We start from the raw sequence: 20314 nt of genomic DNA, 5'->3' as shown, positions 1-20314 counted from the left end.
AGCGCCGTGCCTACTCACGGCTGTTCCTCGCCCGGCTGCTGCTGACGCTGGAGGATTGCCAAACCACCATGGCCGAGTTGGTCGATGCCATCGGGCCGCTGGATCAATGGGTCGCGAGGGACCATGATGCGCTACTCGCTGAGTGAACGACCCGGGGCGGATTTGTGGGGATACCTCAGGGTCAGAGCCCTTTTGCTGCGCAAAAGGGCTCTGACCCCTTTTTTAGTGTCTTGACGTAGACCTTGGAGTTGCGCCGGGCGTTGTAGGCCGTGCGCCGGGCGGGTGGGAGGGTGTCGACGCCGGCGGGCTCGAAGCCGCGCTCGCGAAACCAGTGCGCGGTTTGGGTGGTGAGGACGAAGAGCCGGGTCAGGCCGCGCTCCCGGGCCAGGGCTTCCATGTGCGCGAGCAGCCGGTCGCCGCGGCCGCGGGTGCGATAGTCCGGGTGCACGGCGACGCAGGCCAGCTCGCCGATCTGCGCGTCGGGCCAGCAGAACAGCGCCGCGCAGGAGACCACGGTGCCGTCGCGCTCGGTGACACGGAAGCGGTCGATGACCTGCTCCAGGTCTTCGCGCGGGCGGGGCACCAGCACGCCCGCCTGCTCCAGCGGCTCGAGCAGGGCGCGGATGCCGGGGATGTCGTCGATGCGCGCCGGGCGCAGCTCCTCGAAGGGCCGGTCGGAAATGAGCGTGCCGGCGCCGTCGCGGGTGAACAGTTCCTGTAGCAGGGCGCCATCGCGCCCGCGCGGGATCAGGTGCACGCGGCGAATGCCGCTGCGGCAGGCGTCGGCGCCGGCGCGCAGCGCCTGCGCCAGCTCCTCCGGCGCGGTGTGGCCTGCGAGCAGCGCGTCGACGTCGCCCGCCAGCAGATTCGACGCCGGACGGCCGGCGGCGTCGGTGACGCCGTCGCCTTCCACCAAAAAGATGAGCTTGTCCGCCGCCAGGGCCACCGCGGCGGCCCGGGCCACATCGGCGGCCGCCAGGTTGAACACCTCGCCGGTGGGCGAGTAGCCGATGGGCGGCATCAGCGCCACGGCGCCGGCCTCGAGCGCCGCGCGCAGGGCCTCGCGGTCGATGCGCCGGACCTTGCCGGTGTGCTGGTAGTCCACGCCGTCGAGCACGCCGATGGGGCGGGCGATGACGAAGTTGCCGGAGGCCACGGGGATGCGCACGCCGGCCATGGGCGAATTGGCGAGGCCCATGGACAACAATGCCTCCAGCTCCACGCGGGCGCTGCCGGCGGCCTCTTTGACACAGGCGAGGGCCTGATCGTCGGTGATGCGCAGCCCGCCGACGTAATGCAGCTCGGCGCCGCGCTCGGCGAGGCGGCGCTCGATCTGCGGGCGGGCGCCGTGCACCAGCACCAGCCGGATGCCCAGGCCGTGCAGCAGGGCGATATCGTGCACCAGCGCCGGCAGCGCCGGGTCGGCCAGGGCCTCGCCGCCGAAGGCAATGACGAAGGTGCGCCCGCGGTGCGCATGAATGTAGGGCGTGCACTGGCGGAACCAGTGGGCGAAGGCGGTGGCGTTGCGGTCGGCGGCGGTCACGGCGGCGATTATAGCCTCGGCACGCCGCCGCTTGCGCCGGACATCGACCGTGGCCGGGTAGTGCCATGGCTGGCCGTGCCGCCGCGCTCAGGCCGCCGGGACGATGGCGCCGTTGTCCGCGATCGCGCCACCGCAGCCGCGTCAATCCAGCTGCAGCTTGCTCAGGCGGTAGCGCAGGGCGCGCGGCGTCAGACCGAGCCGCTTGGCCGCGGCGGTGCGGTTCCAGCGGGTGCTATCCAGGGCCTTGAGAATGGCCTTTTTTTCCACCTCGTCCAGCTGCACCGACAGGGGCTGATCTCCGATCGCGCTGTCGGTGTCGCCGTCGGCGTCGCTGTGAGGCTCGGTGTCCGCGGTCGCTTGCGGCTGTGGCTGTGGCGGCAACTGCAACGGCGGGGCCAGCTCCGCCACGCGGTCGTCGTCGTCGGCCGCGGGCGCCTCCGGCTCGAACGGCAGCCGCAGGTCGGCGACCCCCAGCACCGCTGCCTCAGACAGTGCGGTGGCCCGCTCCAGGATGTTCTCCAACTCGCGCACATTGCCCGGGAAATCGTAGCCACCCAGCGCCGCGCGGGCGTCTGCGCCCAGGCGCTTGGGCGCGTTGCCGGCTTGGGCGGCGATGCGCTCGAGGATGCTGTCGGCGAGGCTATGGATGTCTTCGGGGCGCTCGCGCAGCGGTGGAATGAAGAGCTCGATGACGTTGATGCGATAGAAGAGGTCCTGGCGGAAGGCGCCGCAGTCGACGGCCTGCTTCAGGTCGTGGTGGCTCGCGCTGATGATCCGCACGTCCACCGCCACCTCCCGTGCGGCGCCCACCGGGCGCACGCTTTTTTGCTGGATGGCGCGCAGCAGCTTCACTTGCATGGGCAGGGGCAGATCGGCGATTTCGTCGAGGAACAGGGTGCCGCCGTGGGCGGCCTGGAACAGGCCCTGTTTGTCGCTCACGGCATCGGTGAAGCTGCCTTTCCGATGCCCGAAGAGCTCGCTCTCCACCAGCGCACCGGGGATGGCGCCGCAGTTCACGGGCACGAAGGGTGCATCCGCCCGTGGACCCTGGCTGTGCACCAGGCGGGCGGCCAGCTCTTTACCGGTGCCGCTGGCGCCGCTGATGAGCACGGGCGCCTGGGTGCGTGCGAGCTTGGCGATGAGCGCCCGGATCTCGCGCATCTGCGGCGATGTGCCGAGCAGGCCGCAAGCGCTGCCGTCGGCATCGGCATCGGCACCGGCATCGGCATCGGCATCGGGCCGTGCGAGCGGCTTGCGCAGCTTGAGGGCGGCGTGAATCAGGTCCCGCAGCAGGTGGAGCTCCAGCGGCTTGGCGACGCAATCGAAGGCACCCGCCTTCATCGCCGCCACGGCGGATTCCATGTTGCCGTAGGCGGTGATCATGGCTACTGGTGTGTGCGGATGGTGCTGGGCGATCTCGCGCACCAGGGCGATGCCATCGCCATCGGGGAGGCGCATGTCCGTGAGGCAAAGATCGAAGCGCTGCCGGGCGAGCAGGTTGCGGGCCGCGGCCAGGCTGCCGGCGTTGGCGGTGGCCACGCCGAGCCCGGCGCAGGTCATGCCGATTAGCACCAGGATATCGGGCTCGTCGTCGACGATGAGCGCAGTCGCGGTGGACGCTGACGATTGGGACATGGGCTCGCAGGTCTGGGGCTCGCAGGTCTGGGGCTGGCGGGTTTGGGGCTGGCGGGTTTGGGCTGGCAGATCTGGCGCTGGCGGTTAAGGGGCTCGGCGTGCGGCGGCTGGCGGCTCAGGGCGCCGCGGCCGCGGTCGCGGCAGATGCTGCGCGTCGGTCCATGCCAAATAGCAGCCGAAAACGTCCTGCCGCCGGCTCAGCAGAAATATACTCTAAACGAATGCCGTTCGCTTCTGCCAACGTCCGCGCAATGTAGAGTCCGAGGCCGGTGCCGTTGGCCGCTGTCGTGAAGAAGGGCTCGAAGATCTGCCGGTGATGCTCGGGGGCAACACCGGGCCCGGTATCGCGCACGTCCAGCCGGATACCGCGCGGATGGCTATGGTGTGCGGCATGCAACACCACCTGCGCTGCCGTGCCGTCGCGGTGACCGTGCTGGAAGGCGTTGTCGCACAGATTGTGCAGCATCTGTCCCAGGTGGCGTGGGTCGACGCGCACGGGCAGCGCTGCACTGTCGCTCAGCACGCGCAGCCCGGCGGCGCGCTCCGGGTGGTTGCCGCGGTATTCGTCGGCGAAGGCCCGCAGCCACGCCACCAGGTCGAGGTCGACGCGCGCGGCGGCATGGCGGCGCGACAGCGCCAGGATGCTGCTGACGGTTTCGTCGACGCGCCGGGCGTTGCGCTGCACGATGGCGAGCAGGTCGGTGTCGGCGGCGTCCAGGCGTGGGGACTCGCCGAGCAACTGCGCGGCGTGGGTCACCGACGATAAGGGATTGCGAATGTTGTGGGCGATGCTCGCGGTGAGCCCGCCGAGTGCCGCCAGCTTCATCTCTTGCGCCTGGCGCAGCAGCTCGCGGCGGTCGCGCAGGTAGATGAGCGCGCCATGGCCGGGGCTGTCGCCGAGCAGTCGCAGGCTCGGCAGGACCTCGTTGTCGCCGATGCGCACCAGGACGTCGTCCTGGTCGGCCGCATCGACGGCGCGCAGCCGATGCAGCAGCCAATCCTCGAGCGGCGGTGCGAGCCGCAGCAAGCGCTCGCCCGGCTGTGCTCCGGGTGTATCGAGCAACTGCCGAGCGGCGTCGTTCAGCAGTAGCAGCCGGTGCTCGCCATCGATGGCCACCACGCCCATGGACATGCGCTGGATGACATTGTCGTTGAGCCGGGCGAGGTCGGCGAGATCGCTTTGGCGACGTGCGGCGAGGCGCTCGCTGGCGCGCAGGCGCCGCGTCATCACATGCGCCAGCACGCCGACGGCGAAGTAGGTGAGTCCGAGCAGGCCCGCCTGGGGGTAGCTGCCCGAGGCGGCGCCGGCGGTGAGATGGGTGTAGACCTGCTGGCCGATGACGCCCACCGTCGCCAGCGCGGCGAACAACAGCGACAACCGACCCTCCATGAGGATGGCGCCGGCGATGACGGCGATGGCGGGCAGCAGCCCGAGGCCGCTGGCGACGCCACCGGCGAGGTGCATCAACAGCGTGTAGACGATGATGTCGAGCACGATGGCGCTCTGGATCTGGCGCGCCCGGCGCGGCCGCCGCAGGGCGATCATGAGGCCGCCGGCGAGCACGCTGAGCGCGTGCAGGGCGAGGATGATGCGTGCGACCGCCACCGTGGCATCGCTGCCGAGCCAGGGCTGCGGCGGCGGATAGGAAAACAGCAGCCACAGCAGTGCCGCGAGCACCGGCCGGTACAGCAACAGCCAGATCAGTGCGCTGTCGGCACGCGCCACCCGCCGCAGCGCATCCTGGTGGTCATGGGACGGCGCCGGGGCCCGAGCCCTGCCATGGCGCCGATGCCCGCCGCGCGTCTGCCTTTGCCAGGGAGCCTGCATTGGCACAGAATAACGGACTCCGCGCGCCGCCCGCCGGGCCTCGCACACCGCCGTCGCCGACACCGCCATGCACTTGCACGAATACCAAGCCAAAACACTGCTCGCCGCGCACGGTGTGCCCGTGCCACAGGGGCGGGTGGCGGACAGCGCCGATGCCGCAGCCGCCGCGGCGGACGCGCTCGGCGCCACGGGCTGGGTGGTGAAGGCGCAGGTCCACACCGGTGGCCGCGGCAAGGCCGGCGGCGTGCGCCGCTGCGCCAGTGTGGCCGAGGTTGCCGACGCGGCGCAGGCGCTGATCGGCACGCGGCTGAGCACCCACCAGAGCGGCCCGGCGGGCCTGCCGGTGGCGCAGGTGCTGGTGGAGGCGGCCACGGGTGTCGCCCGCGAGCTGTATCTGGCGGCGCTGGTGGATCGGGCCGCGGGCCGGGTGGCCTTTATGGCGTCCGCCACCGGCGGCATGGATATCGAGGCCGTTGCCGCCGAGTCGCCGGAGCGCCTCCTGCTGACGCACGTCGAGCCGGCCCTGGGGCTGCTGCCCTGGCAGGCGCGGCGGCTGGGCTATGCGCTGGGCCTGGACAAGGCGCAGGTGAGTGCCCTGGGCGGCATCCTGCAGGGGCTCTACCAGCTGCTGCAAGGTGCAGACGCCACACTGGTGGAGATCAACCCGCTGGTGCTCACCGAGGACGGCGGGCTGCTGGCGCTGGATGCGAAAGTCGATCTGGACGACAACGCCCTCTATCGCCATGCCGATCTCGCGGCGCTGCGGGACCCGATCCAAGAGGACCCGCGGGAGCTTGCCGCGGCGACACATCAGTTGAGCTACATCGCCCTGGACGGCGACATCGGTTGCATGGTCAACGGCGCGGGCCTGGCCATGGCCACCATGGACCTGGTGCAACTCCATGGCGGACACCCCGCCAATTTTCTCGATGTCGGCGGCGGCGCCAGCGCCGAGCGGGTGGCCGAGGCCTTCAAGCTCATCCTCAGCGATGGCCATGTGCGCGCCGTGCTGGTGAATATTTTCGGTGGCATCGTGCGCTGCGATCTCATCGCCGAGGGCATCATCGCCGCCGCCCGTGAGGTGGCCCTGGACGTGCCCCTGGTGGTGCGCCTGGAAGGCACCCGGGCCGCCGAAGGTCTGGCGCTGCTCGCCGACAGCGGCCTGGCGCTCACCACGGCGAGCAGCCTAACCGATGCCGCGCAGCGGGCCGTCGCCGCCGCGGCCGGTGCCTGAGCGCGGCCGACCTCTGGGCCATGCCCGGCGCCCGTCAACTTGCCGTCGCGAGCACTGATAACGCGTTCGCAGCGGCTACGGAGGAGTGAATCATGGGCGTGCTCGTCGACGCCGATACGCGGGTCATCTGCCAGGGCTTCACCGGCCGGCAGGGAACTTTTCATAGTGAGCAGGCCATCGCCTACGGCACGCGGTTGGTGGGCGGGGTCACGCCGGGCAAGGGCGGCCAGCGCCACCTGGAGCGCCCGGTGTTCGACACCGTGCACGACGCCGTCGATGCCACCGGCGCCGATGCCACCATGATCTATGTGCCGGCCGCCTTTGCCGCGGACGCCATCATGGAGGCCGCGGATGCGGGTATCCGGGTCATCGTCTGCATCACCGAGGGCATCCCGGTGCTGGATATGCTGCGGGTGCGTGCGGCACTGGACGCCGGCGCTGCCGTGCTCATCGGCCCCAACTGCCCCGGTATCATCACCCCCGGTGCCTGCAAGATCGGCATCATGCCCGGGGCCATCCACAGCCGCGGGCGCGTAGGCATCGTCTCGCGCTCGGGCACCCTCACCTATGAGGCGGTGCACCAGACCACGGCCGTCGGCCTGGGCCAGAGTACCTGCATTGGCATCGGCGGCGACCCCATCCACGGTTTGGACTTCATCGCCTGTCTGGACCTGTTCGAGCAGGACCCCCAGACCGATGCGGTGTTGCTGGTGGGCGAGATCGGCGGCGATGACGAGGAACGTGCGGCGGCGCACATCGCCGCGCACATCAGCAAGCCCGTGGTGGCCTACATCGCCGGCGTCACCGCGCCGGCGGGCAAGCGCATGGGCCATGCCGGGGCCATCGTCAGCGGCGGCGCCGGCACCGCCGAGGGCAAGTACCGGGCGTTGACCGCCGCCGGCGTCACCACCGTGCGCTCGCCGGCGGACATGGGGGCCGCGGTGGTGGCGGCGGTGGCGGCTTGAGCTCGGTGCGACCACCGGCGCTCGGCCGATCGTCGGTGGTCGGTCACCGTGCGCGCCGCTGGTGCCGGCGGCGGTGTGCTCTTATACTCCCCGTCAACGCCTGTCCCCAGTCCCTACGGGAGCACCCATGAAAAAAGTCGAAGCCATCATCAAGCCCTTCAAGCTCGACGACGTTCGCGAGGCCTTGTCTCAGGCCGGCATCACGGGCATGACTGCCATCGAGGTCAAGGGCTTCGGCCGCCAAAAAGGCCACACGGAGCTCTACCGCGGCGCCGAGTACGTGGTGGATTTCCTGCCCAAGGTGAAGATCGAGCTGGTGATCGCCGACGACCAGCTGGACGTCTGCGTGGATGCCGTCACCAAGGCGGCGCGCACCGGCAAGATCGGCGACGGCAAGATCTTCATCAGCACCATCGATCGGGTGGTGCGCATCCGTACCGGTGAAGAGAACGAAGCGGCCGTCTGAGGCGGCGAAGGCTGCCCCAACGCTGTTCGGGCTTTCAGCGCCAATCGGGCCATTGCGCCCGACGCGCCCGAGCCAGCCAACACCGCGCCTGCACCGCGGGCGGTGAGTCGGGCAGCGCCGATGGCTCAGTTCTCGTCCAGGCCCAGATAGTCCCAAATCCGCCGCCCTAAGCTGATCTCTTCCGGCGGCGGCGTGTCATCGATGAAGCGGCCTTCGCGCTGGTTCAGCTCCAATACCCGACGCGCGTCTGCGGCGAGCATCTCCTTGTCGAGGGCGTCGTAGGCATCGATGAGGACTTCCAGGGCGTCTTCCACGGCGGCCGTGCGCTGAAAGCGCTCGACGACGTATTGCGCCCGGTTGGCGGCGGCGAGATAGGCGCCGCGCTTCATGTAGTACTCGGCGACGTTGACCTCGCTCCGGGCCAGGGTGCTGCGCAGATAGAGCATGCGCTGGCGGGCATCGGTCGCGTACCTGCTGTCGGGAAAGCGCCGCACCAGCTCTGCGAAGTCTTCGAAGGCGTCGAGCGCCGAGCCCGGGTCGCGCTGGGATTGGTCGGTGGGGATGAAGCGGTCGAGGAAGCCGATGCTGCGGTTGTAGTTGACGATGCCTTTCAAGTAGTAGGCGTAGTCGACGAAGGGGTTTTGCGGGTAGAGCTTGATGAAGCGGTCGGCGGCGGCGACGGCCTGCTCCGGCTCTTCGGCCTTGTAGTAGGCGTAGGCGATGTCGAGCTGTCCCTGCATGGCGTAGCGCCCGAATGGATAACGGGTCTCGAGCCTCTGGTAGAGCTCGATGGCGCGCTTGTAATTGGCACCGTCCAGATCCCGGGAGGCCTTGTTGTACAGCTCGGCGGCCGTCCAGCCCCCGGTCTCATCGAACTCCTTGCCGATGATGCCGCAGCCGGACAGGGCGCTGGCGAGCAGTAGGATGATGAGCGCTGCACGCATTTTGAGGCCAGATCGCAGGTCATAGTACAGCCCAGCATTGTAGCGAATCTTCGGTGAGTGACACAGAACAGTTCGAAGTCGGCGGCCAGGACGCCGATCCGCCGCAGGCATCGGCGCGCCCCGCCGGGCAACGGATCGAGCAGCGGCTTGACATCGATCCGGCGGACGCGGGCCGGCGCCTGGATCAGGTGCTGGCCCGGCTGCTGCCGACATTCTCCCGCGCATGCATCCAAGACTGGATCGACGCCGGCATGGTCCGCGTGGATGGCCGCGCCACGAAGCGCCGTGCCAAGCTCGCAGGTGGCGAGCAGGTGCACATCCGCGCCTGGCTGGCGGCGCAGGACGACCATGATCCGGAGCCCATGGACCTCGCCATCGTGCATGAGGACGCGCACCTGCTGGTGATCGACAAGCCCGCCGGGCTTGTGGTCCATCCCGCCGCGGGCAACTGGCACGGAACCCTGCTGAACGGCCTGCTGCACCACGAGCCGGCCCTGGCGACGCTGCCGCGCTGCGGCATCGTCCATCGCCTCGACAAGGACACCAGCGGCCTGCTGGTGGTGGCGAAGACACCGGTGGCACACAAGTCCCTGGTGGAGCAATTGCGGGCGCGCACCATCCACCGGGAATACCGGGCTCTGGTGGTGGGCGTGCTCAGCGCCGGCGGTCGCGTGGATGCGCCGGTGGGTCGGCACCCGGTGCGGCGCACGGCCATGGCCGTCACCGCCGCAGGCAAGCCCGCGGTGACCGATTACCGGGTGGCGGCGCGCTATCCCGGGCACACACTGCTGGCATTGCGGCTGCAAACCGGCCGCACCCACCAGATTCGGGTGCACATGGCGCACCTGGGCTATCCGCTGGTGGGTGATCCCCTCTACGGCGGCGCTCGGTCGGCGGGGGCAGGGCTGGCGGCGGCGGCGGCGACGGCGGTGCGTCGTTTTCCACGACAGGCGCTGCACGCCATGCGACTCGGTCTCGAGCATCCCGAGAGCGGCGCACCCATGCAGTGGCAGGTGCCCATGGCGCCGGACCTGGAGGCCCTGCTGGCCACCCTGGAGGGGCCCCATGGATGCGCCTGAGCTCACCTGGGACGACGTCATCGTGCCCGACTGGCCGGCGCCGCCCTGGGTGCGCGCCTGTACCACCACCCGCCGCGGCGGCGAGAGCGCAGGGGCCTTTGCATCCCTGAATCTGGCGACGCATGTGGGCGATGATCCGGCGGCGGTGGCGGCCAACCGCGCGCGGCTGCGCGCCGGGCTCGGCCTGCCGGCGGAGCCCGCCTGGCTCGCGCAGGTGCACGGCTGCGAGGTCGCGCCCCTGGAGACCGCGGCCGACGGCGGGGCGCCACCGATGGCGGACGCCGCACTCACCCGCGGGCGCGGGTGTGTCTGCGCCGTGCTCACCGCCGACTGCCTGCCGCTGTTGCTGTGCGATCGCGGCGGGCGTGTCTGTGCCGCCGTGCACGCGGGCTGGCGCGGGCTGCATCGCGGCGTCATCGAAGCGACACTGGCGCGGCTCGGATGCCCACCTGCGTCGGTGCTGGCCTGGCTCGGTCCTGCCATCGGCCCGCGCCGGTTCGAGGTGGGACCCGAGGTGCGGGCGGCCTTTCTGGCGCAGGACGCCGGCGCCGCAGAGGCCTTTCGGCCGGGTGTCGGCGAGCGCTGGCTGGCGGATCTCTACGCGCTCGCGCGCCGACGCCTGGCGGCGGCCGGTGTGCGGGACGTCAGCGGCGGCGGGCTCTGCACCGCGAGTGAGGCGGCGCGATTCTATTCTTACCGCCGGGACGGACGCACCGGCCGCATGGCCACGTTGATCTGGCTCGCCGCCGACGGCGGCTGAGCGCCGCAACGGGTGTCGGCGCCGTGGACTGTGGTCCAACGGCGAACCGGCGTGTGCAGACGGCGTGGCCCCGACCCGCACAACCGGTGCGTGATCGTTGAACTTGGCGCGCGGGACCGTTACTGTCCTATGTCGAACAAAATTCCTGGGACCGGCGCGCCGGTCCCGCATACGCGCCCTGCGCGCCCGCCGCTGGCTGAGACGAGCATGCATCCATCCACTTCCCGGTCCAGTCCCGACGACATCCTCCATCCGGCCCACCCGGGCGCGCACCAGTGCCCGCGCGCGCTGCCACCCGCAACTAACGGCGCTCGGCGGCGCCGGCGCCTGAGTTCGCTGCTGGTCTTTCTGGCCGCCTGGCTGTGCATCTCTTGCGCCGCGGTTGCGGAGTTCACGCCCGTGGGCATGGCGGAGCTGTTTCCGTCCGAGCGCCAAGCCAAGACCACGCTGGTCATCAACAAGGTGCTCGAGCGCTTCCACTATCGCAACTTCCAGCTGAACGATGGCTTTGCCCGGGCGACGCTGCGTAATTACTTCGACGACCTGGATCCCAATCGGTCGTTCTTCCTGGAGCGTGATATCGAGCGTTTCACCCGCGGCGCCGATCGTCTCGACGACGACCTCGACGCCGGCGAGCTCGATGTCGCCTTCGACATCTTCCGCGTCTACCGTATGCGGGTCGACAGCCGCATCGAATATGCACTGAAGCTGCTGGCCGGGGACTTCGATTTCGACAAAGCCGAGACCTACCGCTTCGATCGGGAAGACGCGCCCTGGGCGAAGAGCGACGCCGAGCTGGACGACATCTGGCGCAAGCGCGTCAAGTACGACTCTCTCACCCTCAAGCTCTCCGACGAAACAGACGCGGAGATCCGCGAGCAGCTGCGCAAGCGCTACGAGGGCATCTCCCGGCGCGTGCATCAGTTTACCGGCGACGACGTCTATCAGGCCTTCGTGAATGCCTACACCCGCACGCTGGAGCCGCACACCAGCTATATGTCGCCGAGCACATCGGAGAACTTCGACATCAGCATGCGGCTCAAGCTCGAGGGTATCGGCGCCGTGCTCAGCGCGGAGAACGAATACACCGTGATCCAGCGCACCATCGCCGGCGGGCCCGCCCGCCAGTCCGGACAAGTGCACACGGGTGATCGCATCATCGGTGTCGCGCAGGGCAGCAACGGCGAGATGGAAGACGTGATCGGCTGGCGACTGCAGGATGTGGTGGACAAGATCCGCGGACCGAAGGACTCGGTGGTGCGCCTGGAAATCCTGCCCAAGGCCAGTGGCTCCGGCGGTCGCAGCCGCGAGGTGGAGCTGGTGCGCAACGAGATCCAGTTGGAAGACCAGGCCGCCCAGTCCTACCTCATCGATGGTCCCGCCAACGCCCCGGATCTGCGCATCGGCGTCATCGAGGTGCCGGCGTTCTACCGCGATTTCCGTGCCGAGTCCGAGGGCAGCCGTGACTTCACCAGCACCACCCGCGACGTGCGCCGGCTCATCAAGGAACTGCGGGACCAGAATATCGATGGGCTGGTGATCGACCTGCGCGGCAACGGCGGCGGCTCGCTCACCGAGGCCACCTCTCTCACTGGGCTGTTCATCGACGAGGGGCCCGTGGTGCAGGTCAAGGATGCGCTGGGGAAAGTGGATGTGGAGGTGGACCCGGACCCCGGGCTGATCTACTCGGGGCCGCTGGCGGTGCTCGTGGACCGTAACAGCGCCTCCGCGTCCGAGATCTTCGCCGGCGCCATTCAGGACTACGGCCGGGGCATCATCATCGGCGAGCCGACCTTCGGCAAGGGCACGGTGCAGACCCTGATCGATCTGGATCGCTATCTGCCGGGGAATGCGGCACAGCTCGGGCGACTGCGGCTGACGATGGCGGAGTTCTTCCGCGTCAGCGGCGGCAGCACGCAGCTGCGCGGCATCGAGCCGGACATCCGCTTCGAGCTCGGGCCCGATCTCTCCGACCATGGCGAGCGCGCCCTGGAGAACGCCCTGCCCTGGGACCGCATCCGCCCGGCGCGCTATTCCCCCTACCGCCCGGTGGACGTGACGCAGCTGCGCCAGCGCTCGGATGCCCGCATCCGCGACGACGACGGCTTCAAGATGCTGATGGCGCGCGGCGAGCTGCTGAGCGAGATCAGCGAGCAGCAAGAGGTCTCGTTGCGCGAGAGCGAGCGCCGCCGCGAATCCGAGCGCCGCGACCGGGTGCTGGAGCAGGAACGCGACCGCTTCCTGCGCGCCCGCGGACTGGAGCCGGTGGACGAGGACGCCGACGAGGTGGACGAGGATGCCCTGGAGCGTCAGCAGGAGGTGATCGACCGCATCCAGGCCGAGGAAGCCGCCCGCATCCTCGCCGACGTCATCGTCATGCAGGACGCCGCCCAGCGCCCGCGTGCCGCGATGCGCGAGTGAGCTGCCCGCAGATCCCGAGTGCATGGCAAGTGACTAGGGTGCATCGGTTGCCCGGCGCATCAGCGCCGACGGCGGTGTTGTCAGACCGACACGCGCAGGCCGTGGGCAGGCGCTCGGACCGCGCCGGCGGGCGTCGGCCATGACCGATGGCCTGTTGCGTGGCATCGCGCCCGCGGTGCTCGACGCCTTCGCCGACACTGAGGGCCAGCGTATCCTGGGCGGTGGTTATGTGGGGCTCGAGAAGGAGGCGCTGCGGGTCAGTGCCGCGGGCTCCGTGGCCACCACAAGCCACCCGGTGGCGCTCGGCTCGGCGCTCACACATCCGTGGATCACCACGGATTTCTCCGAGGCGCTGCTGGAGCTGGTGACACCGGCCATGGACTCCAGCCTCGACGTGCTGGCGCTGTTGGAGGATCTGCACCGCTTCGTCTACCGACAGATCGACGACGAGCGCCTCTGGGCCACCAGCATGCCCTGTGTGCTCCACGGCGGCGCACATATCCCGCTCGCCGCATACGGCACGTCCAATGCGGCGCGCATGAAGACCGTCTACCGTCGTGGTCTGGGCAATCGCTACGGGCGGGTGATGCAGACCATCGCCGGGGTCCATTTCAACTACTCGGTGGACGATGCCATCTGGCCACGGCTCGCGGCGCGACCGGGTGCCGACGACCCGGGTGAGGCGCAGGCCCTGCGCTCAGCGCGTTACATGGGCATGGTCCGTAACCTTCAGCGCCTGGGCTGGCTGGTGCCCTATTTGTTCGGTGCGTCGCCGGCGGTGTGCAGGAGCTTCGTGCAGGACGCGGCAACTGATCTGCAGGTCTTCGACCACCGGACCCTCTACTACCCCCATGCCACCTCCCTGCGCATGGGCGACATCGGCTATCAGAACCGCCAGGAAGAAGGCACGGGCATGAAGGCCTGCTATGACAGCCTGGACGCCTACATCAAGAGCCTCACCTGGGCCATACAAACGCCCTGTCCGCAGTACGAGGCCATCGGCGTCAAGGTCAACGGCAGGTACGAGCAGTTGAACGACCACGTCCTGCAGATCGAAAACGAGTACTACAGTACGGTGCGCCCGAAACAGCTGACGGACTGGATGGAGCGCCCGACCCTGGCCCTGCGCCGTCGCGGCGTGCGCTACGTGGAGCTGCGCTCGCTGGATGTGAACGCCTACCATCCGCTCGGCATCGACGCCGAGCAGATGGGCTTTCTGCGGCTACTGATGCTCTACAGTCTGCTCACCGACAGCCCCCGCATCGTCGCCCGCGAGCGGCGCGCCATCGACGCCAATCAGGTGCTGGCCGCACACCGCGGGCGCGAGCCGGGGCTGCGGCTGCAGGCCGGCGATAGCACGCCGACGCTGCGCGACTGGGCGCTGGGCGTGCTCGACGCCATGCAGCCGCTGGCCGCGCTGTTGGATGCCGGCGGCGATTGCGGCTACGCCCGCAGCCTGTGCGCGCAGCGGGCGAAAGTGCTGGAGCCGGCGCTGACACCGTCGGCGCGCATGCTGGCGGAGATGCGCGAGCGCGGCGAGGGCTTCGCCGAATTCGCAAGGCGCCTGACCGAGCAGCATCGCGAGCGCTTCCTGGCCGCAGCGCCGACGCCCGAGCGCGAGGCCTGGCTCACGGACCTGACGGCGACGTCACTGGATCGCCAGCGCGCCATCGAGGCCGCCGACGATGTCGATTTCGATGAGTTTCTGCGCCGTTACTTCGCCCAGAGCGAGCAGCATCCCGTGGAGCTGCGCGCGCCGATCTGACCGGGGCCGGGAGTCAGCCCCGCCCGCCACGGGCGATGCGCATCAGCGCCCAGTCGAGCCCACGGGTGCCGAGCAGCCGGCGCAGGGTGCCCATGAGATGGGTCGGCAGGGTGACGTAGTAGCGCGGCCGTGGTCGTGGGTGCTCGATGGCGTGTATCAGCTTGTTCAGCACCGCCTGCGGCGGCAGGGTGAAGGGCTGGGCGGGGCCGGCGGTGGTGAGTCGCGCCTCCATGCGCTGGTAGGCGGCCCGGTGCACGCTCGCCCCGGCATCGATGGTGCGCCGGTAGACGGCATAGCCGTTGTCGCGAAAGCGGCTCAGGATGGGCCCGGGCTCGATGAGGGACACGGCGATGCCGCTGCCGGCCAGCTCGAGCCGCAGCGTATCGGTGAGCCCTTCCAGGGCGAATTTGCTCGCCACATAGGCGCCGCGGTAGGGCAGGGCCACGAGCCCCAGCACGGAACCGTTCTGGACGATGCGCCCGTGACCCTGGGCCCGCATGTGCGGGATCACGCGCCGGGTCAGGTCATGCCAGCCGAGCAGGTTGGTCTCGAGCTGGGCGCGCAGCACGTCGCGGGTCAGGTCTTCCACGGCCCCGGGCTGGCCGTAGGCGCCGTTGTTGAACAGGGCGTCGAGGCGGCCGCCGGTGTGCGCCAGGGCGGCGTCGAGCCCGGCCTGGACGCTGTCGGTTGCGGCGAGATCCAGCTGCACCGCGGTCAGGCCCTCGGCGCGCAGCCGGTCCACGTCTTCGGCGTTGCGGGCCGAGGCCACTACCCGCCAGCCGCCGCGGGCCGCCAGGCCGTGGGCGCAGGCATGGCCGATGCCGCTGGAGCAGCCGGTGATGAGGATGGTCCGGGGAGCTGTCATGTGGGTCTCGCTGACATTCGGCGGACGCCCCGGGGCGGTGATGGGCGTGGCGCCGTCGTCTTCGTCGTCAGCCGCGACAGCTCGCCGGCAGATACTCGGCGGGTACGCCATCCGCGGACGCCGGCGGCGCAAGACAGCGCCAGGTGCCATGCGTGCCATCGGCGATGTCGAGCTGCAGATACAGCAGTTTGTCGGCAATGGGGGCGACACCGTAGCGGACACGGATCTGTCGCTGGCCGTTGTTCCACCAGATGCGCGACACATAGCGGCCAGACCCTGCCCCCGTCACCAAGCTGTTGGGCAGGCCGAGTTCTCGCAGCAGCACCAGCCAGTTGCTGGCGGTGGGGAGATCGCCGTGGGTGGCGTGGTATTCGATGATCGCCGCCTTCACCGGGGCCAGCAGCGTAAGGCCTTCGCTGACCTTCGCACGCGTCACGAACTGCTGATAGGCCGGCACGGCCAACGCGGCGAGCACGCCGACGATGGCCACGGCAATCATCAGCTCGATCAGCGAAAATCCGCTGACGCGCCGTCGGTGGACACCGCCGTCGGTCACGCTGGCACGATGGACGGGGTCACGCATGGCGACATCACTTTGGGCTATGCGCCGCGGTTGGCCACCACACAACCGGCGGCGACGCAGGGCGCGTATGTGACGTGCCGTGGCCACGGATGCTTGGCGCCGAGGTGGGCCGGGCGCAAGCCGCAGGCCGCCGCGCCCGCGCTGCTCGGGCCGGGTGGCGACGCCTGCGAACTGCTTAGGCTGGGCTGCCGGCAGCCTGGCTCGGCGTGCCTTTGGCCGGTGTCGCGGCGCTCTTGCCGGCCTTGGCCGTCGCCGTGTCGGTGCTGGTGCTCTTGTCGCCGCCGGTCTTGGCGTCCTGGGTCGGCGTCTTGTCGCCGCTGTCGTGCAGGTTTTTCTTGCCGTTTTGCTTGAAATCCGTCTCGTACCAGCCGCCACCCTTGAGGCGGAAAGCGGCGGCCGTCAGTTGCTTTTTGAGGGCCGCGGCGCCGCAGGCTGGACAGTCCGTCAGCGCGGCATCGCTCACCTTCTGCAGGGCGTCCAGCTCGTGGCCGCAGGCCTCGCAGCGGTAGGCGTAAATGGGCATGGTGCAATCCTCACTGAGGGAAGTCGATTCACTTTGACATGATAAGGTTGCGGCCCGGCGATTCAACAGGGCGCGCGGCGGTTGGCCCGGCGCCGGAGGGGCGGCGGCGGCCACGCCCCGCCACCCTTGCGGGCACACGCGCAGCTCAGTACTTTAGAGGGCTTTTGCGGGGCATTGTGCACCTGCGCCTTATCGCACTCCAGCCACAGGATTCATCGGCATGCGCAGTCATTATTGCGGCGACCTCCACGCCGGCCTCATCGACGAGACCGTCCGGCTGGCCGGATGGGTGCACCGGCGGCGTGACCACGGCGGCGTCATTTTCGTGGATCTGCGCGACCGCAGCGGCCTGGTGCAGGTGGTCTTCGATCCCGACCGCCCCGAGATCTTCGCGCTCGCCGAGCAGATCCGCAGCGAATATGTGCTCGCCGTCCAGGGGCGGGTGCGCCGCCGCCCCGCGGGCACCGAGAATCCGAACATGGCCACCGGCGAGGTGGAGGTGCTGGCGCAGTCGCTCGAGGTGCTGAACCGCGCCGAGACACCGCCGTTCCAGCTCGAGGATTACCACTCCGACACCTCCGAAGAGGTGCGGCTGCGCTATCGCTACATCGATTTGCGCCGCCCGGAGATGCAGGCGCGCCTGCGGGTGCGAAGCCACATCACCGCGACGCTGCGGGCCTTCCTGGATGCCGAGGGCTTCCTGGACATCGAAACGCCCATCCTCACCAAGTCCACGCCCGAGGGGGCCCGGGACTACCTGGTGCCGAGCCGCGTGCACCCCGGTGAGTTCTACGCCCTGCCGCAGTCGCCGCAGCTGTTCAAGCAGTTGCTGATGATGTCCGGCTTCGACCGCTACTATCAGATCGCCCGCTGTTTCCGCGACGAGGATCTGCGCGCCGACCGCCAGCCGGAGTTCACCCAGCTCGACATCGAGACCTCCTTCCTCGACGAGGCGGCGCTCACGGGACTGATGGAGCGCATGATCCGCCACCTGTTCCGCACGGTGCTCGACGTCGACCTGCCGGACCCCTTCCCGCGCATGACCTACGCCGAGGCCATGCGTCGTTACGGCTCCGACCGCCCGGACCTGCGCGTGCCGCTGGAGCTGGTGGATGTCGCCGATCTGATGGACGACGTAGAGTTCAAGGTCTTCGCGGGGCCGGCGGCGGACCCCGAGGGCCGGGTGGTGGCGCTGCGGCTGCCCGGCGGCGCCGAGCTCACGCGCAAGGAGATCGACGAGTACACCAAGTTCGTCGGCATCTACGGCGCCAAGGGGCTCGCCTACATCAAGGTCAACGACTGGACGGGCCAGGGCCGCGACGGGCTGCAGTCGCCCATTCTCAAGTTCCTGCCGGACGGCGCCGTGAGCGGCATCATGGCGCGCACCGGCGCCGAGAACGGCGACCTGGTGTTCTTCGGCGCCGACAAGACCGAGGTGGTGAACGAGTCCATCGGCGCACTGCGCGTCAAGCTCGGCCACGACCGCGGCCTGGCCGCGGACGCCTGGCGCCCGCTGTGGGTGGTGGACTTTCCCATGTTCGAGCGCGATGCCCACACCGGGCGCTGGGTGGCGCTGCATCATCCCTTCACGGCGCCCAAGGACGATCAGCTGGAGCGCCTGGAGCGCGATCCCGGCAACGTCGAATCCCGCGCCTACGACCTGGTGCTGAACGGCACCGAGGTGGGCGGCGGTTCCATCCGTATCCACCGCGAGGACGTGCAGCGGCGCATCTTCCGGCTGCTCAAGATCGCCGACGAAGATGCCGATGCCCGCTTCGGCTTCCTGCTCAAGGCGCTCAAGTACGGCTGTCCGCCCCACGGCGGCATCGCCTTCGGGCTCGACCGGCTGGTGATGCTCATGACCGCCAGCACCTCCATCCGCGACGTCATGGCCTTCCCGAAGACCCAGACCGCCGCCTGCATGCTCACGGACGCCCCGTCCGCCGTGGACGAAGCGCAACTGCACGAACTGGCGCTGCGGATCAGACTCCGGGCCTGAACCTCACGAGCCACGAGGCACGATCAACCAATAGCCAACACCCCCACCACCTTGACCACAGGCAAGCGCCCCGTCTCCGTTCTCGTCGTCATCTACACGGATAGCGGCGAGTTCTTACTCCTGAATCGAGTGCGGCCGCCGCATTTCTGGCAGTCGGTCACGGGCAGCTTGCGGCCGGGGGAATTGCCGCGGGCGGCGGCGGTGCGGGAACTGCGGGAGGAAACGGGGCTGATGGGTGCGGCGAATCTGGTGGATCTGCACACGAGTCGGCTCTTTCCCATCAAGCCCGCCTGGCGGGCGCGCTATCGCCCCGGCGTGTGCTTCAATCGTGAGCACTGGTTCGCGCTGCGGCTGCCGGGGCGCCGGTGTATCCGCCTGGCCGCCGACGAGCACAGCGGCTATCGTTGGCTGCCGCCCGATGCGGCCGCGCGCCTCACCGGTTCCTGGACCAACCGCGATGCCATCCGGCTGCTGGCCTCGTATGCGCCGATGTGCTGACCGGCTGCCGATGCCATGCGACTGCCCGTCGGCCCGCTGCTGATCCTCGGTCTCGCCGCCGGCGGTGCGCTGGCCTGGTGGTATGCCGCCCGCCCGCAGCCGGTGGAGGTCCGCGTCGCCGCCGTGCAACGCGGCCTGGTCGAGGCGGTGGTCGCCAATACCCGCGCCGGTACCGTCAGGGCCTGCCGGCGGGCGCGGCTGGCGCCTGCCATGGGCGGGCAGATCGCGCAGTTGGAGGTGCACGAGGGCGACCGCGTCGCGGCGGGTCAACTGCTGTTGGCGCTCTGGAACAACGATCTCGTCGCCCAACTGGAACTGGCCGAGCGCGAGGCCGAGGCCGGTTCCGCCCGCGCCCGTGCCGCCTGCCTGAACGCCGATCAGGCCGAGCGCGAAGCGGCGCGCCAGCAGAAGCTGATGGAACGCCGGATGACCAGCGAGGAGGCGGTGGATCGCGCCCAGACCGCCGCCGCCGCCGGGCGCGCCGACTGCGAGGCGGCCCAGGCCTCCGCGCGGGTCGCCGCGGCACAGGTGGGCGTCGCCCAGGCGCAGCTGGCACGCACCCGGCTCACGGCGCCTTTTGCGGGCATCATCGCCGAGGTGTCCGGTGAGCTCAACGAATACGTCACACCGTCGCCGCCCGGCATCCCCACGCCGCCGGCGGTGGACCTCATCGACGATCGCTGTTTCTACATCTCCGCACCCATCGACGAGGTGGACGCCGCCCGCGTACGCCTGGGGGATGAGGCGCGCGTGACCCTGGACGCCTTCGGTGAGCGGGCGTTCCTCGGCGTCGTCCGGCGCATCGCCCCCTACGTGCTGGATCAGGAGAAGCAGGCCCGCACCGTGGAGGTGGAAGTGGTGATTGCCCACCCGCCGGATGATCCGCCATTGCTCGCGGGCTACAGCGCCGATGTGGAAATCGTCACCGCCGTCGCCGCGGACACCCTGTCCGTCCCCACCGCCGCCATTACGCCCGGGTTCGAAGATGTGGCCGATTCGGTGCTGGTGCTGGGCGCCGACGGCCGGCTCGCCGCCCGGGAGATCGAAACCGGCCTCGCCAACTGGGAGCGGACCGAGGTGACGGCGGGGCTCGCCGCCGGCGAGCGGGTGGTGCTTTCGGCGGATGGCGCCGGCGTCGAGGCCGGTACCATGGCGGTGGCGAAAGACGCCGGCGATGACTGAGCCGCGGGGCCGCCGTCCGCCGGT

Annotated in this window: 16 protein-coding genes and 1 pseudogene; 10 read left to right on the top strand and 7 right to left on the bottom strand. The window is 69.7% G+C overall.

Going from position 1 to position 20314, the window contains the following annotated elements; genetic code table 11:
- Positions 1 to 181 precede the first annotated feature (181 nt).
- The 3 genes from argA to QZ588_RS12370 all read right to left on the bottom strand — a co-directional run bounded on the left by argA (position 182) and on the right by QZ588_RS12370 (position 4904).
- Positions 182 to 1543, bottom strand: a complete 1362-nt coding sequence (gene argA, locus QZ588_RS12380; RefSeq protein WP_295543165.1) for an amino-acid N-acetyltransferase — start codon at positions 1541 to 1543, stop codon at positions 182 to 184.
- Positions 1544 to 1684: 141 nt separating this feature from the next.
- Positions 1685 to 3178, bottom strand: a complete 1494-nt coding sequence (locus QZ588_RS12375) for a sigma-54 dependent transcriptional regulator (RefSeq protein WP_295543162.1) — start codon at positions 3176 to 3178, stop codon at positions 1685 to 1687.
- A 115-nt stretch (positions 3179 to 3293) separates the two neighbouring features.
- Positions 3294 to 4904, bottom strand: coding sequence for an ATP-binding protein (locus QZ588_RS12370; RefSeq protein WP_295543160.1), 1611 nt, complete (start codon positions 4902 to 4904; stop codon positions 3294 to 3296).
- A 166-nt stretch (positions 4905 to 5070) separates the two neighbouring features.
- Between QZ588_RS12370 and sucC the strand changes: the two are divergent.
- The 3 genes and pseudogenes from sucC to QZ588_RS12355 all read left to right on the top strand — a co-directional run.
- A pseudogene (gene sucC, locus QZ588_RS12365) lies at positions 5071 to 6240 on the top strand (ADP-forming succinate--CoA ligase subunit beta); the annotation flags it as partial.
- Between the two features lie 92 nt (positions 6241 to 6332).
- Positions 6333 to 7205 (top strand): succinate--CoA ligase subunit alpha, encoded by an 873-nt coding sequence (sucD, locus tag QZ588_RS12360; RefSeq protein WP_295543158.1) that lies wholly within the window; start codon positions 6333 to 6335, stop codon positions 7203 to 7205.
- A 127-nt stretch (positions 7206 to 7332) separates the two neighbouring features.
- A complete protein-coding gene (locus QZ588_RS12355) occupies positions 7333 to 7671 on the top strand; it encodes a P-II family nitrogen regulator (protein WP_295543157.1) in 339 nt (112 codons plus the stop codon).
- Positions 7672 to 7796: 125 nt separating this feature from the next.
- On the opposite strand, the gene QZ588_RS12350 is transcribed toward QZ588_RS12355, so the two are convergent.
- Positions 7797 to 8615 carry an outer membrane protein assembly factor BamD gene (locus QZ588_RS12350; RefSeq protein WP_295543155.1) on the bottom strand — a complete coding sequence of 273 codons (819 nt, stop codon included), beginning with the start codon at positions 8613 to 8615 and terminating at the stop codon, positions 7797 to 7799.
- 134 nt (positions 8616 to 8749) lie between these two features.
- On the opposite strand from QZ588_RS12350, the gene rluD reads away from it, so the two are divergent.
- The 4 genes from rluD to gshA all read left to right on the top strand — a co-directional run bounded on the left by rluD (position 8750) and on the right by gshA (position 14640).
- Positions 8750 to 9694, top strand: coding sequence for a 23S rRNA pseudouridine(1911/1915/1917) synthase RluD (gene rluD / locus QZ588_RS12345; protein WP_295543168.1), 945 nt, complete (start codon positions 8750 to 8752; stop codon positions 9692 to 9694).
- Complete coding sequence (gene pgeF, locus QZ588_RS12340; protein WP_295543153.1) at positions 9681 to 10454, top strand: peptidoglycan editing factor PgeF; 774 nt, start codon at positions 9681 to 9683, stop codon at positions 10452 to 10454. The genes rluD and pgeF overlap by 14 nt, the downstream gene beginning before the upstream one ends.
- 207 nt (positions 10455 to 10661) lie before the next feature.
- Positions 10662 to 12875, top strand: a complete 2214-nt coding sequence (locus tag QZ588_RS12335; RefSeq protein WP_295543151.1) for a carboxy terminal-processing peptidase — start codon at positions 10662 to 10664, stop codon at positions 12873 to 12875.
- A gap of 139 nt (positions 12876 to 13014) precedes the next feature.
- Positions 13015 to 14640: a glutamate--cysteine ligase gene (gene gshA / locus QZ588_RS12330; RefSeq protein WP_295543150.1), complete on the top strand. Its 1626-nt coding sequence runs from the start codon at positions 13015 to 13017 to the stop codon at positions 14638 to 14640.
- Positions 14641 to 14653: 13 nt separating this feature from the next.
- Here gshA and QZ588_RS12325 read toward each other — a convergent pair whose 3' ends face one another.
- From QZ588_RS12325 to QZ588_RS12315, 3 genes are all read right to left on the bottom strand, one after another.
- The gene (locus QZ588_RS12325) at positions 14654 to 15505 is read right to left on the bottom strand and encodes an SDR family oxidoreductase (RefSeq protein ID WP_295543148.1); all 852 of its coding nucleotides are present in this window, start codon (positions 15503 to 15505) and stop codon (positions 14654 to 14656) included.
- Between the two features lie 67 nt (positions 15506 to 15572).
- Positions 15573 to 16088 carry a pilin gene (locus tag QZ588_RS12320; protein ID WP_295543146.1) on the bottom strand — a complete coding sequence of 172 codons (516 nt, stop codon included), beginning with the start codon at positions 16086 to 16088 and terminating at the stop codon, positions 15573 to 15575.
- Between the two features lie 175 nt (positions 16089 to 16263).
- Positions 16264 to 16611, bottom strand: a complete 348-nt coding sequence (locus QZ588_RS12315; RefSeq protein WP_295543144.1) for a zinc ribbon domain-containing protein — start codon at positions 16609 to 16611, stop codon at positions 16264 to 16266.
- Between the two features lie 220 nt (positions 16612 to 16831).
- On the opposite strand from QZ588_RS12315, the gene aspS reads away from it, so the two are divergent.
- Genes aspS through QZ588_RS12300 form a run of 3 tightly spaced genes read left to right on the top strand, consistent with a single transcriptional unit; the run spans position 16832 to position 20290 of the window.
- Positions 16832 to 18610 (top strand): aspartate--tRNA ligase, encoded by a 1779-nt coding sequence (gene aspS / locus QZ588_RS12310; RefSeq protein WP_295543142.1) that lies wholly within the window; start codon positions 16832 to 16834, stop codon positions 18608 to 18610.
- 51 nt (positions 18611 to 18661) lie between these two features.
- Positions 18662 to 19108, top strand: coding sequence for a dihydroneopterin triphosphate diphosphatase (nudB, locus tag QZ588_RS12305; RefSeq protein ID WP_295543140.1), 447 nt, complete (start codon positions 18662 to 18664; stop codon positions 19106 to 19108).
- Between the two features lie 15 nt (positions 19109 to 19123).
- Positions 19124 to 20290, top strand: a complete 1167-nt coding sequence (locus QZ588_RS12300; RefSeq protein ID WP_295543138.1) for an efflux RND transporter periplasmic adaptor subunit — start codon at positions 19124 to 19126, stop codon at positions 20288 to 20290.
- The last annotated feature ends 24 nt before the right edge of the window (positions 20291 to 20314 follow it).

Source organism: uncultured Thiohalocapsa sp. (assembly GCF_913062725.1).
Lineage (GTDB): Bacteria > Pseudomonadota > Gammaproteobacteria > Chromatiales > Chromatiaceae > Thiohalocapsa.
The sequence above is the reverse complement of the archived record's forward strand: the minus strand, read 5'-3'. Positions and strand labels throughout refer to the sequence as shown.

Coding starts and splice junctions, on each gene's coding strand:
- QZ588_RS12335 (WP_295543151.1), top strand. CDS start 10,662: ATGCATCCATCCACTTCCCGGTCCAGTCCCGACGACATCCTCCATCCG.
- QZ588_RS12300 (WP_295543138.1), top strand. CDS start 19,124: ATGCGACTGCCCGTCGGCCCGCTGCTGATCCTCGGTCTCGCCGCCGGC.
- pgeF (WP_295543153.1), top strand. CDS start 9,681: ATGGATGCGCCTGAGCTCACCTGGGACGACGTCATCGTGCCCGACTGG.
- sucD (WP_295543158.1), top strand. CDS start 6,333: ATGGGCGTGCTCGTCGACGCCGATACGCGGGTCATCTGCCAGGGCTTC.
- aspS (WP_295543142.1), top strand. CDS start 16,832: ATGCGCAGTCATTATTGCGGCGACCTCCACGCCGGCCTCATCGACGAG.
- QZ588_RS12315 (WP_295543144.1), bottom strand. CDS start 16,611: ATGCCCATTTACGCCTACCGCTGCGAGGCCTGCGGCCACGAGCTGGAC.
- QZ588_RS12325 (WP_295543148.1), bottom strand. CDS start 15,505: ATGACAGCTCCCCGGACCATCCTCATCACCGGCTGCTCCAGCGGCATC.
- gshA (WP_295543150.1), top strand. CDS start 13,015: ATGACCGATGGCCTGTTGCGTGGCATCGCGCCCGCGGTGCTCGACGCC.
- QZ588_RS12355 (WP_295543157.1), top strand. CDS start 7,333: ATGAAAAAAGTCGAAGCCATCATCAAGCCCTTCAAGCTCGACGACGTT.
- QZ588_RS12350 (WP_295543155.1), bottom strand. CDS start 8,615: ATGCGTGCAGCGCTCATCATCCTACTGCTCGCCAGCGCCCTGTCCGGC.
- QZ588_RS12320 (WP_295543146.1), bottom strand. CDS start 16,088: ATGCGTGACCCCGTCCATCGTGCCAGCGTGACCGACGGCGGTGTCCAC.
- QZ588_RS12375 (WP_295543162.1), bottom strand. CDS start 3,178: ATGTCCCAATCGTCAGCGTCCACCGCGACTGCGCTCATCGTCGACGAC.